Here is a 14,606-nt window from a genome sequence, read left to right as displayed (position 1 = left end):
AACCGATCGCTACTCACTACTTACTTGCTACTAATAATTGATAACTGAAAAAAATGGCTTTAAACTCCGATGAATTCAAACATCGCCTTTTGCCTCAAGCAACAACCTTAGTTGAAAAGGCAGTAGGAACGGCTAATTCAGTCGTACTTGAAGCCCTACTTGATGCCTGCTATCTTTTAGAAAATAGCTCGAATAGCAATGCACCCATAGTCGCGATCGAGCGAGATGTCCGCACTGAAACGGGAACTTATCATCTATTCGTCCGCCGCCTCAGTACAAGCGTTCCTGCGGGTAAATTCCAAATTTTGATCGTCCGCGAACTAGCATCTGGCTTAATTCAGTGAGCAGTTATCAGTTATCAGTTCTTTTGACTTTTGACTTTTGACTTTTGACTTTTAAATTAATGCTCGAATAAATCTTTGAATTGCAACAAATCAAGCGCAACAATGGTTGGCAAAGTTTGAAAACAGGTTTGCGCGAGTTCCCAGCGTTCTTCTCGTTTGAGCATTTCTGTGAGTTTTTGCCGCAATGAGATTAAATAGCGGACATCATTAGCGGCATAGCGGAGTTGTTCTTCAGATAAATTGGCTGCATTTCCCCAGTCGGAACTTTGAGCGCTTTTATCAAGTTCTACCAGTTCTAATTCTTGGACTAATTCTTTCAAACTGTGGCGATTTGTGTATGTCCGCACTAATTTACTAGCAATTTTTGTACAAAAAATCGGTGCGACTTGAATACCGAGATGATGTTTTAGGGTGGCAAGATCGAACCGTGCAAAATGAAAAATTTTCTCGATATCTGCTTCTAATAATTGTTTTAAATTAGGTGCGTCCGTTTGTCCTTTGGCAATGCGGACAACCGCAACTCTGCCCCGATTATCGCACAACTGTACCAAACAAAGGCGATCGCGGTGGACGAGCAAACCCATTGTTTCCGTATCTACTGCAATTGCCGTAGCATCCATGAATTGAGCCAAAGCCTCATGGCTCAAGTCGCGATCGCAAATCTGAAAATCTTCCCCTACCATTGCCCTACCTAACTCGATCCTTCGTTACTAAAATACTACAAGGGAGCAGGGAGCAGGGAGCAGGGAGTAGTCAGTTTTGATTTTTAACTTTTGACTTTTGACTTTTGACTTACATACGACTTACAAAAGAGCCTACTTTACTCAACAATTCAGGGGTCGTAAATCCTTTGGTGAGGTAATCTGTTGCACCGACGCGCTGCGCTTCGTTGCTCCACTCTTCTGATAAACGGGAAGAAATGACAAGAGCAGGTAATTTCATGCCTGCTTGCCGACAGCGATCGATCAGGGTGAAACCGTCCATCCCTGGCATCTCAATATCGGTAATTAACAAAGCTGGTACGGAATGGCTAGAGAGCCAAGTCCATGCTTCTAAACCGTCGCGACAAGTCTCAACTGTGTAACCGTTTGCAGTCAAACTTGCTTCAATTCGCCGCCTCACCAGCGCTGCGTCATCAACAACGAGAATAGTACGACTAGCAGCAGGAGGCTCGGTAAATATTTCTGCTAGATCGAAGCTAGGAATGACAGTTCGATCGCCATCTCCAGTGGGATTCATCCACAGATGTGCTGCTAGAGATGCAGGTTCTAAAACCGCGATCGACGTTCCATCAGTTTGTAAAGTTACCCCCATCATCCCTATAGGTGAAATTAACGGACTGGGTAAAGACTCGATCAACAATTCTGACTGTTCTAGCAAGTCATCTGCTAGCAACCAAGCGTCTCGTTCAGCTGCCGTGGAGGAGAAAGTAGAACGCACCCGCAAGCAAATGGCTGTATCTGACAACGGACGGTTGGCTCTCGCTCCTGGTTGCCAGTATTCTAATAAGTCAAGACATGGTATTGAAGCTTCATCTTGAGTTACAAACCAGTTAGGAGCGCTAGACATCGGGTCGCGATCGCTGGGCGTTGCTGATAAATTACTCCAAAGAGTCGTGGTGACGATCTCCTCGGCAGGAATGGCAAAGTTGCGATCGCCTGCCTGTACCAAGACGCAGCGTACTAATAAGTGCGGGACGGGAACCTGCATCTGAAAAGTCGTCCCTGCTCCCAGTACCGTTTTCAAGTTGAGATGTCCGCCGATGCTAGCAATTTGGGTGGCAACTACGTCCATCCCTACCCCGCGTCCAGAAATATCACTCACTTCGCTGCGAGAGCTAAAGCCAGATTGACAGAGAACGGCAAGCAAATCGGCGGGGGTATCGGTACGAGTCAGGGGTAGTCCTCGCGCTTGGGCAAGTTGGGAAATCTTGCTGGCATCAATGCCACCTCCGTCATCTTGCAAGGATAGCAGGTAAAATTTACCTTGGCGGCGTAGCGATAAGATAATCGTGCCTTGTTCCGGTTTCCCTAATGCTAGGCGATCGGCAGCAGACTCTAAAGCATGGTCGTAGGCGTTACGCATTAAGTGTAATAGAGCTGGCTCTAGGTGTTGTACCGTACCAGCATCGAGTTCCAAGTGTTCCCCCTGTACGATTAACTGAGCTGGCTTACCAAAGCGATTGATCAGATCGCGGAGAATACCTTTCGCCCGAAAACCCAAAACCTTAAACGGGATCAGCCGACTTTCTTCTACTGTTTGTTGGAGGTTGAGGACATTGCGATCTAACAATTGCAAACTATCTGCTGTTAGCCGCGAACTTGTCGCTGCTTCTGCGCCCAATTCTGACAAGCGCAAACTCACTTCTAGCAGGCGATTGACAATCGTATAACCTTGACGATATCGCTCTAAAACTGGAGCCGTTGACACACTAGAGCGCTGTTGCTGTAAGTTGTCTAAAAGGGCATAATCGTCTTGAACTTGTCGTAACTGCGTCAGGTATTGCACGCTATCTTGCGCCAGCGACAGCAGTTGTCCGATTTGCGTCTGCAACGATTGATAAAATCCTTGCACTGCCCTTGCAGATAATAGCGTCTCCACCAAACGCTGAGACGATCGCTCCAAGCGTTCTAGAGGGACGGGGACTTGGATATTTGTTTCGGTAGTTGGTTGTTGGTAATTGGTAATTGGTAATTGGTAATTGGTAGTTGCTCCCTTGTCCCCCTTGTCCCCCTTGTCCCCTTCTGCTCCCAGCTCGTCCCTGCTCCCTGCTCCCTTCCCCGCAGGCAACTTCCCACCTTGTCTGGCGCTGTCTTTTAACAGGGGGAGATATTTAGACCATTGCGATCGCCAGAAATCGGATTCGGGGCGGTTGAGTAAAGCTTTACTGTAACGTAGCAAGTCTAACCAACCAGCCTCAAATTCTAAATCGTTGCCAATTTGTATGAGTTGCTGAAGCGTTTGTTTTGCTATTTTGATAACTTCTGGAGGAACTTGACCGCGATCGGGCAGGTCTTCTATTGCCATTTCCAAGTCCAGCACGACGAGATCGAAGCCTTGTTCGGCAAACTCTTGAAATAATTTTGTCTGTTCGTTGGCTTCCGGTAAGTAGAGTTGCTGAATTTCTTGGCGCAGAAATGCGATGCGATCGATGCTAGGTTGGACGGCAGCGATCGCCGCTTCTCCTGTTGCCTCAACTTGCAAACTTGCAGTCAGAAGTTCTCCCGCCTCTGCTAGCATTTGTGATAGCTGACCGTCTTCTAGCGGAGGTGCAATTTGCAGATAGCGCAAGTCTGAAAGTAAGTCCTCTAGAATAGTTGAGACATAAAGAATCCCATCAGCACCCACCGTCACGGCTCCACCCTTGATCGTGTGGACGCAGCGATAAGTTTCTTGAATATCTGCCGTCCAAGTTTGAGGCTGAAGCTTTTGGACGAGATTTATGTATGTTTGCAGATAAGTTTGAGTATCAACAGCAAACATACTGCGCAGCTCTTGCTGTAATTGCAGCTCGGCTACGTCAACAAAATCTAACTCAGCAGCAGTGGAGCTATGTTGTTCCAACATAATCGGGTATATGGGTGTAGTATATATTTACTGATAACTAGTTACTGTGTAGAGGTGTTACATGTAATGCCTCTACACTGCTCCCTGCTCTCTGCTCCCTGCTCCCTGCACCTCTTCAGAAATGCGGAAGAAACTGACTTTTTCTAATAACGTCCGTGCCATGTTGTCAATTAATCCGGCTTGTTCCTGGGTGAAACTAGATTGCTGTTCTGTCTTAGCAGCTACCGTCGCAATTTCTTCAATCGATCGCAGCGTCGTTTGTGCTTCTGCGGCGATCGCTTGGCTAGATGCTGTTACTTGTTGTCCTACCTGAGCCACGCGATCTGTTACGTCTTTAATCAGCTCGAATACGTACTGCGATTGTTCTACGCTACCAACGAATTGATTCACTGAATGGCTGATGCCTTGCACGTCTTGGTTAATCCCAGACACTACAGTTTGAATTTGAGCTGCTTGCTGCTGCAACATTAGCAAACCTTGGTTTGTTTGTACGGCAAGATCGTTCACTTGAGTCGCGATGGTTTCAAACTCGCGGGCAACACTAGCAAATTGGTCGGGGTCTTGCTGTCCAGAGGCACGAGCGGCAATCATAGAAGCATTTAACGCAAGTACCCGTGTTAGGGCAGCAACTCGTTTTTGGTCTTTGGCAAACTGAGCAGCTGAGGTGACGAAGTTAGTCAAAATTTGGGCGCGTTTGACGATTTGTTCCGTACCTGAGTGGAGAACTTTAATTTCTTCGGTTAGTTTCACCATTTCCTCCTGTCCTTGGGTAACAGCGATTTGTGCCTGTTGCACGGCTTGGTCTGATGCCAATGCTTGTTGTGCTGTTTGTTGGGACAAATCCGAGAAAGTGACAACTGAGGCTTGCACGGCGTTAACTGAGTGTGCCTGTTGCTGTGCTTGTTGGGCTGTTACTGCTGCTAGTTGTTCTAGCTCTGTCGATCCCTGAGTCACTTGTTGGGCAGTAGATAATACCGTTGCCATAATTCGAGCCAGTTCTTCAATCAGGCGGTTGAGGGTATCTGCTACGAGTCCAGTGGCGCGATCGCTCACCGGTGCTTGTACCGTCAAGTCTCCGCTCTCCAATGCTGCGACTGCATCGAGTAGATGACTCACATCTGATTGTAAGACGTGGCTCTCCTGTTCGATCGCCTCTTTCAATTGCTTAATTTCAGCAGTCCCTTTTAAGTTCTCCAATAGGTCTTGGATTTGGTCAGCCATCTGATTAATATTGGCTCCTAGCATTGCCAATTCGTCACTACCTTTGACTGCAAGACGTACATCCAGATCGCCCGCTCCCAACTTTTGGACGGTTTTAGTTGCTGCCTCAATTGGTTGGAGCGATCGGTTGACTAATAAGACTGCGATCGCGCTTACTGCAATTGCTGCGGCTAGAGTACCAAAGGCAAAAATTTGCGCCAAGCGATTGTTAACTGCAAAAGCAACGTTTCGGTCTGACAGAATAAAGCCATCCCAACCTAGATCTGGTAATCCTTGTGTTGCCTCGAACGGAGCATATCCCCCAACTACATATCGTTTTTCTAATGGTTCGTAAGACTCTGTCGGTGCAGCTTTTCTAACCTGGCGCAGTTGCGGAAAAGGAGTGAGGTGTTCGGCGGCATCCATGCCTAAAGTCTCAGTGCCATCATTGGTGACGAAAACCTTGCCTGCTTTATCGACTAAATGATAAGTTCTGTCATTTTCACCATAGCTCTTAACCAGAGCGTCCAGAAATCGAACTGGCATTTGGGTACGCACGACACCAATTATTTTATTAGTGACTGAATCTCGTACGGGTGCGGCAAGGTAAATAACAGTTTTACCCGTAGATGGAGCAACTCTGGGTTGGGAAATAAATCGCTTGCCCGTGGCAAGGACGGATTGAAAGTAATCTGCACTTTTGTGATTGCCAAGTTTAGCCCCTTGGGAGACTAAGATATTATTGCCGTTTAAATCGATGAAGGCGACGTTGTCATAGACTTCATACGTTACAGCGTAATTGGTGAGTACCTGCGAACGGTCTTTTAAAGAAACAACTTGCTTCACTTTCTCATTGCGCAAAATTGGCAGATTACTGAGAGCTTGAATATCGCCGTAACGCTCAAACAGAAAACGTTCAACTTTGTCCATCATTGCTACAGTTTCTTCCTGCTTGGCAAGCTCAATTTGCGCGTCTAACATGTTAGCTGCGATGAGATTAGCTGCGATCCCAGTAACGACTACAGGCAGCGTACCAATTGCTACTGCTGCCAAAGTGGTTTTTAAACGCAAACTCAACCCTTTTTTGGTAGAGCGGTTGGCATTACTTGAAGGTGGTGGAGCTGCATTGTTAGGAGCAGATGGCAAGCCGAGGTCTGATGAATTCATTGTCATAAGAGCAGGAAAAATGACTGGATAAGCAAGTCAAAAGTTAAAAGTCAAAAGTCAAATATTCGTAGGGGCGGGTTTAGCCAGACGAGCGAGCGATTACAGAGTTTTTTTCCAAAACCCGCCCGTACAGCCATCTATAGGAACGATATGCCGCAGAGCGTTAAGTTGTTGTCAGTTCCATAGCAACAGTATCTTCAGCCTCAGATAATAAATCCAAGTCTGATAAAACTGTATTTTGCTTCAAGGCAGTTTCTGGTAAGCGGAAGAATTGAATGCTGCTGAGTAACTTGCGCGATAGCTGTTGCATTTGTTCCGATTGCAGGCGCGTACTCTGAGTCAGGAGCGCGGTACGTTTGGCGAGGTCGGCAATGTCATTCATCGCTTGAGCTGTAGATTGGGTAGCGTGAAGAATCTCATCGCTAGAACGAGATACCCCTAGTCCAGCCTGTACGACCTCTACGGTACTGCTGCGGACGTTACTAAACACTTGGTTCGACTGTTCCACACCCGTCGTAAAGTCGCTCACCAGCCCACCTAAACCTTGTACGTCGCTATCAATTGCCGATACTACACTATGAATTTGGTCGGTACGCTGTTGTAGAGTGAAGAGTCCTTCGTTTGTCTGCTGCGCTAGAGTACTGACTTGAGCCGCGATCGCCTCAAATTCTCGCGCTACAACTAAAAACTGTCTGGGGTCGCGCTGTTCGGAGGCGCGGGCTGCTACCAGGGTGGCGTTTAAAGCCAGTACTTGAGTCAAAGAAGCAATCTGGCTTTGGTCTTGCACGAATTGATCTGCTAGACCGACAAATTCACCCAGAGTTTTCATTTTCTGAATAATTCGGTCAGTACCTTGACTGAGAACGTCAATACCTTTAGTCATTGCTTCCAGCGCCACTTGACCTTGTTCTACTGCCGATTGTACTTCGGTGAGAGATTGATTCGAGCGATCGACCGTTCCCGCAGAGTCTTGTGCTGATTCACCTACCTGTTGGGTTAACTGTAATACCTGTTCTACTTCTTGAGCTTGGGTTGCCGCGTTATTTGCTACAGTTTCAGCTAGCTGTCCCAAGGCACTAGAACCCACGGAGACTTGTTCTGCTGCGGCATATACCTGAGCCAGCACTTGTCCGAGTTTTTCTAACAGGCGGTTGAGGGTGTCTGCCACTAGCCCGGTAGCGCGATCGCTTACATCAGCTTGTACCGTTAAATCTCCTTCTTCTACTGCCGACACTACGTCGAGGATGTGGATCACCTCCATCGACAGCGCTTCCCCTTCTTGTTGGTTGAGTTCTGCTTGTTTTAGCTGTTCCTGGGTAGATACCGACCGCGATACTTCATCCCGAATCCGATCTTCGTTAGCCGCAACCTGTTTCAACAAGTTGAAAAATGAAGTTGACAACCGACCGATCTCGTCTTGCTGCTGCATCTGCATTTCGGTTTGGGCATCCGCTTGCGCTAGCTTGTTACATTCATCTAGAATCGGACGCAGGCGACGATTGAGACTACGCACGAAGAGTAAAACTACGGCTGCTAGCAATAAACCTGCACCTAACGCACCAGCGATCGTAATTGTCAAAACTGGACCGAGAACAACTCCTTCCGGTACTGCTGCCATCATTAACCAATTGGTGCTGGGAACTCTTTGATAAGCCCAGAATTTACCTCCCGTCCACAATAGTCCCGATCGCTCTTTTTTGTCCGGCGATGATATTTTCGACCAGATGGCTTTGAGTTCTGGAACTGTCTCGTAACCGCTCTGATTTTTAGCGCGATCGGGTGCGGGTGGGTAAGACATGAGTTTACCCTGTTCGCTGGCGAGGACAAAATAGCCCTGGTTACGAATCACGGATTTGGAGATCTGGTCGCTCAAAGCCCCTAAGTTTACGTCGATCGCGGTAATACCAAGAATTTTATTGTTGCGATCGCGTATTACCTTACTAAAACTGGTCATGGGGATGTTATACCAGGAGTAAGGCTCAGTCCAGCTTTCACTTCCCTGTGCTATGGGATCTTTAAAGTACGATTGAGTCGGGTAATTGTCCTCCCTGAACAAATCCATTTGGAATAGTTGGTCGTAAGGTGCAGTTAGACGCTTACCTGGCTGCTTGGGGTCTTTTTGGTCTATGTAGAAATATGTTCCATGCCATTGACGGTCTGGAAGAATTGCATAAGCCGTTTGTTCCAATGCCATACCCATAGCCAAAGTAGGGCGATGGAGAAAGGATCTTAGCAGTAAAGCATCAAGTAGGTCTGCATTGACCGCTTTCTTGCTGCTCAATAACTCAGATGCACCAGTTAAATCGCGCATCGATTGCTTAACAGGTTCTAACTTACCTTCAATTGAGGTTATCTCAGTGTTTAAGTTATCGCCGATCTGAGCGAGGATTTGTTGTTTTAAAGACTGATAGAAGAAAAAACTAATACCACCGAGACTAACTAACGCACCGCCCATGACGGAGATAAACAGTACTGTACCGATGGAATTAAACCGAATTTTTCGCCCAGGACTGTTTTGCGGGGCAGACGAGGAAACGGTAGGTTGATTAGTAGTCATATGATTGAGAATATTGTTTACAAAAAAGGGAGTCGGGAGTCGGGAGTCGGGAAAGAATTCAAAATTCACTACACCCCACACCCCACACCCCACACCCTATTTACTGGTCACTGGTCAGGAGTCACTGGTCACTGATAACTGCTCCCTTTATCAAGTCGATCGCCATCTCAGGGGTTGCCACAATGCATCTGCTAAGAGTTCCGGTTTGAACAGTCGCATGTTTGGTTCAGTATTTGACTGCGCGGCATCAAATAAATCTGGTGGCAATTGGGAATGCGATCGCATTCCCAGGGTGCGATCGACAACTAACCCTAGTCCTCCTTGTTCCGCCGCCGCAGCGCTTAATTGCACCACTGTCAGTTTTTCTGCGGCAAAACCCTTAGCAACACCCAAGAGTTGACGCAGAGAAACCAAGGGGATAACGTGACCTGCATGATGGAGTACTCCCATCATCACTGGCGAGTAGAACGGCATCACCAGGATCTGCGATCGCTCGACAATTGGAATTTCTGCCACTAGAGTCAGCGGCAAGACAAAAGTAAATTGTTCGACTTGGGTGAGGATATATCGCTGTTGCTTTTCCTCAAGCTGGATCGATGCATCACTTTGGGCGATCGCGTCAGGAGAGGGATTCATTAGCGTACCTTTTGTAAAGCTTGCTCGACGGTTTCCCGCGTCACGGGTTTGATCAAATAATCATCGGCTCCAGCCCGTTTCATGCCATAGTCAATCTCCAGAGGAGTCTTTTTAGTCGAACAGAAAATGACGTGCTGCTTTGCAGTTTTTTGGTTAGAACGCACCTCGCGCAAAAACTTATAGCCGTCTTGTTCTGGCATCACAATATCTAGAAATACAGATGCATAGTCTCGATCTGTAAGCATTTGCATAGCTTCCTTCGAGTCGGAACAAGCATCGACTTGATGCCCTAAACCTTCTAATAAAGAAGTGAGTAAGTGGCGATCGACCGAGCTATCATCAACAACTAAAAATTTCATGAGTTTGTCGTCCTTTCGTGTGGTTTAGTTGACCTTAATATTTAGAATTCCCATTAACAGTTGTCAGTTATCGTAGGGGCGGGTATGAAGCGCAGATGACTGCTGAAGTCATAATTTTTTTGCTAAACCCGCCCGTACTGGTGCATAAAGAAAGGGTATAGGGTATAGAATTTAATCGTGAATTGCGCATAAAATTACACAACCATATCTTTAGTGGTGGGGGCTATTTCAAATAACATTTGCCGCAAATCTGTGCGAAATGTTGGGACTTCGGCAGGGGTACGGGGCTTAGCTAAAAACTTGCAATTTGCCCACTGCGCTCGCCATTGGTTGGAAACAGATTTTTCAGCTGTCAGTAACACCAGAGGCAGGGATGCTAGTTGGGGTTGTCGTCGGATTTGCTTAATCAGGTCGAATCCAGAAGCTCCTGGCATATTGATATCGAGAAAAATTGCTAAGGGTTGAGATTCCATCATTGTTTGCACCGCAGTCAGAGCATTGTTGGAATACTTCACTTGGTATCCCCAACCTTCTACGAGCTGACGAAATTGCTGGATTAGTAGAGGCGAGTCATCAACAATAAATATTTCTGCTGAAGATTGAGAATTGCCAGAAGTGTTAACGGATTTTTCTATTTCTACTAAGCCTCTTTCAATCAAACGGCTAAAGAATTTTGCGACTTCTAAAGGATCTTTTCCCATCGTGCGGGCGATCGCCGCTAAATTTTTACCTGGTTGGACTAAGTTTTGTAACTGCTGCTGTTGTGCTGTTGGCATAGAAGCAGCTGCTATTGCCTCCTGTTTCAATATCAAAGTGCTGTCGAGGGAAGGAATGTATTTTTGCAGTTGCTTCCATTGACTTTGGCGGTTCGAGGCTTCTACAAACAAACCACTCAATTCAAAGCCGCGAATTGGAGTATTGACAACGAGTTCGGGTTCGGAAAAAAACTGAGCTTGTCCGCCGTAGTCAAATAAATATGTATCTAAATCGATGAGAATTTTTTGCCGCAGTGCTTGCGTTACGTCATCATGAGTGACCAATTTCATATTGACCATCTCGACGACAATTTTGCTTAAAGGGGTGGCTTCCTTACTAGATAATTCCTGTTGTAGCTGTCCGAATGCTTGTTGTGCTTGTGGTTGGCGCAGTTGAGGTATAGATTGATTTAAAGTTGCTAAAAAAGGCTTCCACGCTGCTAGTTTCTCAATTCCAGAGGAAATGACCCGCCCTTGCACGACTCCTAGATAGCGAGGCTGAGGAATACGAGAGCGCTCTCCTTTGCTTAATTGAATTTGCCAGTACCCTGTTAGGGTATCGTCAAAAACTTGCTTCAGTCGGTCGGTTAGTTCTGATGCCCCAAACGAAAAGCTTAAATTTGATTGCATACCAATTATTTATCCGCGAAAGTCCCTATACTCTGGCAACCCTAGTTTTCTCGCTTTTATAGTTCCCTAAATTTTCAGATTGCTAACATCTTCGTCAAGAATTTAAGTGCAGGCGATCGCGGCAACAAAGGGCAAAAGCTATCTATACTTTTTCTTAAGAGTCGCTAAGTAAGCGGGTTTTCTGCATTTAACGAACATAAAATCTTTTTAGATATTGACAGTAAGAAAGTGTTAAAAAAACCTATATTTTTGCAACGCTGTTTTCAACTTATCGCAATTGTCTTTGGCTTGTGGTTATTTTTCGATCTTGTCGCCCGTCTGGGGGCAGAGATTTTTTGGTTTCAAGAAGTCGGTCACTTGCCAGTATTGAGACTGCGACTATTGACCCAAGGTTTATTATGGGCGATTGGCTTTGGCATCACGGCTTTGTATTTGCTGGGTAATTTAGTGGTGGCTGAACGCTTGATAGAGAGCAGGGAGCAGGGAGTCGGGAGCAGGGAGGGACCAGGGGGACAAGGGGGACCAGGGGGACAAGGGAGCAACTACCAATTACCCACTACCAATTACCCACTACCAATTACCCATTACCAACTACCAACTACCAACTACCAACTACCCCCACACCTATTTCTCCCCCTAGTCTTGCTATTAAGTCTGTTGGTGGGGCTGTTGTTGTGGCATTACGGTCAAATTGCTAGGCAGTACTGGCAAACTGACTTGAATTTACCGAATATATCGCCGCTGATTCCCAAGTTATTTAGACCAGCATCAGTTTTCTCTCTGGGCGAACGATTGTTCTCCCAAGTTTGGGCGCTGGGTGTGTTGGCAGGATTAGCGATCGCCCTATTATTCTACACGCGCTTTTTTCTGTGGGCGATCGCGATTGTGTTCAGTGGAATTTTTGGTCTAGTTCTGTCTGGGAATTGGGCAAGAATACTGAAATATCTCAATCCCACCACTTTTAATAGTGCCGAACCCGTTTTCAATCGCGATATTAGCTTTTATATCTTCACCCTCCCATTAGGAGAATTAATAGAATTTTGGTTGGTGGGAATGTTTTTATATGGTTTAACTGCTGTTGCCCTGACTTATCTTTTAGCTGGAGATAATTTAAGTCAAGGGCGATTTCCCAGGTTTACGCGATCGCAGCAGCGACATCTAGAGGGATTAGGCGGCTGTTTCATGCTAGCGGTTGCTCTCAGTTATTGGTTGAACCGCTATGAATTACTTTATTCTCGCCGTGGCGTGTCCTTTGGCGCAGGTTATACGGATGTAACGGTACAGCTACCAGCTAATACCTTCTTAAGTTTATTGGCAGTGGCGATCGCGATTTTTTTGTTCTGGGGTGCAGTTTTTGGTTATCCCAAACAATTTAGACGCAAGTTTTTAATTGGAAGCGTTAGCACGTATTTACTGATTGCTATAGGAACTGGTACGCTATTACCCTCAGCCGTGCAGCGTTTTGTCGTACTCCCGAATGAATTAGAACGAGAACGACCCTACATTCAGCGAAGTATTGGATTAACTCGTCAAGCTTTTAACTTGGGAATCGACAACCGTACCTTCGATCCACAAAATAATCTTACCTATCAAGACATTCAAGTCAACGACCTTACCATTCGCAATATTCGCCTGTGGGATCAACGTCCCCTATTAGAAACAAATCGCCAATTGCAACAGATCCGACTGTATTATCGGTTTCCCGATGCCGATATCGATCGCTATACCTTACTACAAGATACAGTTGCGCGCCGACCCAGTGCCGCACCACCATCTACAACCGAACAACAGCAAACTGGTGTAAATGCAGTTAACACGGAGACAAGGCAAACTCTGATTGCAGCAAGAGAGTTAGACTATAGCGCCGTACCCCAAGAAGCACAAACGTGGGTCAACCAACACTTAATTTACACGCATGGCTATGGTTTTACCCTCAGTCCTGTGAATACGGCGGCTGCTGGGGGACTACCGGAGTATTTTGTCAAAGATATCAGCGACACAACAACTGATGGCAGTACTCTGGCTGTCTCTAGCGAAGCAATCCGCGATAGTATTCCCATCGGACAACCGCGAATTTATTTTGGGGAAATTACAGATACCTACGTCATGACGGGTACGCAGACAAAAGAATTAGACTACCCAAGTGGCAATGATAATGTTTATAACGTTTATGACGGTCGAGGTGGAATTAATATCGGCTCGTTTTGGCGGCGGTTGCTATTTGCTAAGTACTTAAATGACTGGCAAATGTTGTTGACACAGGATTTTACACCCCAGACGAAGTTACTATTTCGGCGTAATATTAATCGCAGAATTCGGGCGATCGCTCCTTTTATCCGGTACGATCGCGACCCCTATTTGGTAGTTGCAGATGCAGGAGATCGACAAAGTTATCTTTACTGGATTGTCGATGGATACACGACGAGCGATCGCTATCCCTATGCCGAGCCTGGTAATGAGGGAATTAACTATATTCGTAACTCAGTTAAAGTTGTTATCGATGCCTATCACGGTACGGTCAATTTCTATGTTGCCGATCCTAACGATCCGATAATTAACACTTGGCAAAAAGTTTTTCCTGGTTTGTTTCAACCGTTAAACAATTTACCAAAAACTTTGCGATCGCACATCCGCTATCCCCTAGATTTGTTTAGCATCCAAGCAGAACGGTTGACAACTTATCACATGACCGATCCGCAAGTATTTTATAACCGAGAAGACCAGTGGCAAATTCCTACTGAAGTTTATGGCAGTGAAGCAAAATTAGTCGAGCCTTATTATTTAATCACTAGTTTACCTACTGTACCGTTTGAAGAATTTATCCTTTTATTGCCTTACATTCCCAGTCAAAGGACAAATTTAATTGCTTGGTTGGCAGCGCGATCGGACGGCGAGAACTACGGTAGATTATTACTGTACGAGTTTCCTAAACAACGACTGGTTTATGGTCCAGAACAAATCGAAGCGAGAATTAATCAAGATCCGGTGATCTCTCAGCAAATTTCATTATGGAATCGACAGGGTTCTAGAACAATTCAAGGAAATTTACTGATAATTCCCATAGAACAATCGCTGTTGTATGTTGAACCACTTTACTTAGAAGCAGCGCAAAATAGCTTGCCAACTTTAGTACGGGTCATAGTGGCTTACGAAAATAGAATTGTGATGGCAGAGACTTTAGAACAGGCATTAAAAGCTATTTTTCAACAAAAGGAAACACCTGCAACACCAATTATTCGCCCGGTGGAGGAACAGTGACCAGTGACTCCTGACCAGTGACCAGTTACTAGTTACTAGTTAACTGTCAATGACAGATTACCAATTACCAATTACCAATTACCCCTTGTCAGCAAGTATTGACTTGCAAGAGCCTTTTTGGTATCTATTTTTA

The 14,606-nt window shown here is 45.9% G+C and carries 10 protein-coding genes; 3 read left to right on the top strand and 7 right to left on the bottom strand.

Features of this window, described 5'->3' with window-relative positions:
* Window positions 1-53: 53 nt before the first annotated feature.
* A complete protein-coding gene (locus CHRO_RS12490) occupies window positions 54-344 on the top strand; it encodes a hypothetical protein (RefSeq protein WP_015154568.1) in 291 nt (96 codons plus the stop codon).
* Window positions 345-400: 56 nt separating this feature from the next.
* Here the strand turns inward: CHRO_RS12490 and CHRO_RS12485 are convergent, their stop codons facing one another.
* From CHRO_RS12485 to CHRO_RS29635, 4 genes are all read right to left on the bottom strand, one after another.
* Window positions 401-1,027, bottom strand: a complete 627-nt coding sequence (locus CHRO_RS12485) for a ribonuclease D (RefSeq protein WP_015154567.1) — start codon at window positions 1,025-1,027, stop codon at window positions 401-403.
* Between the two features lie 109 nt (window positions 1,028-1,136).
* Window positions 1,137-3,911, bottom strand: a complete 2,775-nt coding sequence (locus tag CHRO_RS12480) for a hybrid sensor histidine kinase/response regulator (RefSeq protein ID WP_015154566.1) — start codon at window positions 3,909-3,911, stop codon at window positions 1,137-1,139.
* Window positions 3,912-3,983: 72 nt separating this feature from the next.
* Window positions 3,984-6,278, bottom strand: coding sequence for a methyl-accepting chemotaxis protein (locus tag CHRO_RS29640; RefSeq protein WP_181824323.1), 2,295 nt, complete (start codon window positions 6,276-6,278; stop codon window positions 3,984-3,986).
* A 163-nt stretch (window positions 6,279-6,441) separates the two neighbouring features.
* Window positions 6,442-8,835 (bottom strand): methyl-accepting chemotaxis protein, encoded by a 2,394-nt coding sequence (locus CHRO_RS29635; RefSeq protein ID WP_015154564.1) that lies wholly within the window; start codon window positions 8,833-8,835, stop codon window positions 6,442-6,444.
* On the opposite strand from CHRO_RS29635, the gene CHRO_RS34325 reads away from it, so the two are divergent.
* Entirely contained in the window at window positions 8,836-8,970 is a 135-nt protein-coding gene (locus CHRO_RS34325; protein WP_256498785.1) for a hypothetical protein, read from the top strand. It abuts the gene before it with no gap.
* A 15-nt stretch (window positions 8,971-8,985) separates the two neighbouring features.
* Here CHRO_RS34325 and CHRO_RS12455 read toward each other — a convergent pair whose 3' ends face one another.
* The 3 genes from CHRO_RS12455 to CHRO_RS12445 all read right to left on the bottom strand — a co-directional run bounded on the left by CHRO_RS12455 (window position 8,986) and on the right by CHRO_RS12445 (window position 11,215).
* The gene (locus CHRO_RS12455; protein ID WP_015154563.1) at window positions 8,986-9,471 is read right to left on the bottom strand and encodes a chemotaxis protein CheW; all 486 of its coding nucleotides are present in this window, start codon (window positions 9,469-9,471) and stop codon (window positions 8,986-8,988) included.
* Window positions 9,471-9,830: a response regulator gene (locus CHRO_RS12450; RefSeq protein WP_015154562.1), complete on the bottom strand. Its 360-nt coding sequence runs from the start codon at window positions 9,828-9,830 to the stop codon at window positions 9,471-9,473. Before CHRO_RS12450 ends, CHRO_RS12455 begins: the two co-directional genes overlap by 1 nt.
* Before the next feature lie 194 nt (window positions 9,831-10,024).
* Window positions 10,025-11,215 (bottom strand): response regulator, encoded by a 1,191-nt coding sequence (locus tag CHRO_RS12445; RefSeq protein ID WP_015154561.1) that lies wholly within the window; start codon window positions 11,213-11,215, stop codon window positions 10,025-10,027.
* A 228-nt stretch (window positions 11,216-11,443) separates the two neighbouring features.
* Between CHRO_RS12445 and CHRO_RS12440 the strand changes: the two genes are divergently transcribed.
* Window positions 11,444-14,473, top strand: coding sequence for a UPF0182 family protein (locus CHRO_RS12440; protein ID WP_015154560.1), 3,030 nt, complete (start codon window positions 11,444-11,446; stop codon window positions 14,471-14,473).
* Window positions 14,474-14,606 lie beyond the last annotated feature (133 nt).

Origin of the sequence: Chroococcidiopsis thermalis PCC 7203 (assembly GCF_000317125.1) — a bacterium.
In the GTDB taxonomy this organism is placed as follows: Bacteria; Cyanobacteriota; Cyanobacteriia; order Cyanobacteriales; family Chroococcidiopsidaceae; genus Chroococcidiopsis; species Chroococcidiopsis thermalis.
This window is presented reverse-complemented; position numbering and strand designations above follow the sequence as displayed.

What these genes read in the sequence shown, in the direction of transcription:
- CHRO_RS12490 (WP_015154568.1), top strand. Translation starts at nt 54, where the DNA reads ATGGCTTTAAACTCCGATGAATTCAAACATCGCCTTTTGCCTCAAGCA.
- CHRO_RS12485 (WP_015154567.1), bottom strand. Translation starts at nt 1,027, where the DNA reads ATGGTAGGGGAAGATTTTCAGATTTGCGATCGCGACTTGAGCCATGAG.
- CHRO_RS12480 (WP_015154566.1), bottom strand. Translation starts at nt 3,911, where the DNA reads ATGTTGGAACAACATAGCTCCACTGCTGCTGAGTTAGATTTTGTTGAC.
- CHRO_RS29640 (WP_181824323.1), bottom strand. Translation starts at nt 6,278, where the DNA reads ATGAATTCATCAGACCTCGGCTTGCCATCTGCTCCTAACAATGCAGCT.
- CHRO_RS29635 (WP_015154564.1), bottom strand. Translation starts at nt 8,835, where the DNA reads ATGACTACTAATCAACCTACCGTTTCCTCGTCTGCCCCGCAAAACAGT.
- CHRO_RS34325 (WP_256498785.1), top strand. Translation starts at nt 8,836, where the DNA reads ATGATTGAGAATATTGTTTACAAAAAAGGGAGTCGGGAGTCGGGAGTC.
- CHRO_RS12455 (WP_015154563.1), bottom strand. Translation starts at nt 9,471, where the DNA reads ATGAATCCCTCTCCTGACGCGATCGCCCAAAGTGATGCATCGATCCAG.
- CHRO_RS12450 (WP_015154562.1), bottom strand. Translation starts at nt 9,830, where the DNA reads ATGAAATTTTTAGTTGTTGATGATAGCTCGGTCGATCGCCACTTACTC.
- CHRO_RS12445 (WP_015154561.1), bottom strand. Translation starts at nt 11,215, where the DNA reads ATGCAATCAAATTTAAGCTTTTCGTTTGGGGCATCAGAACTAACCGAC.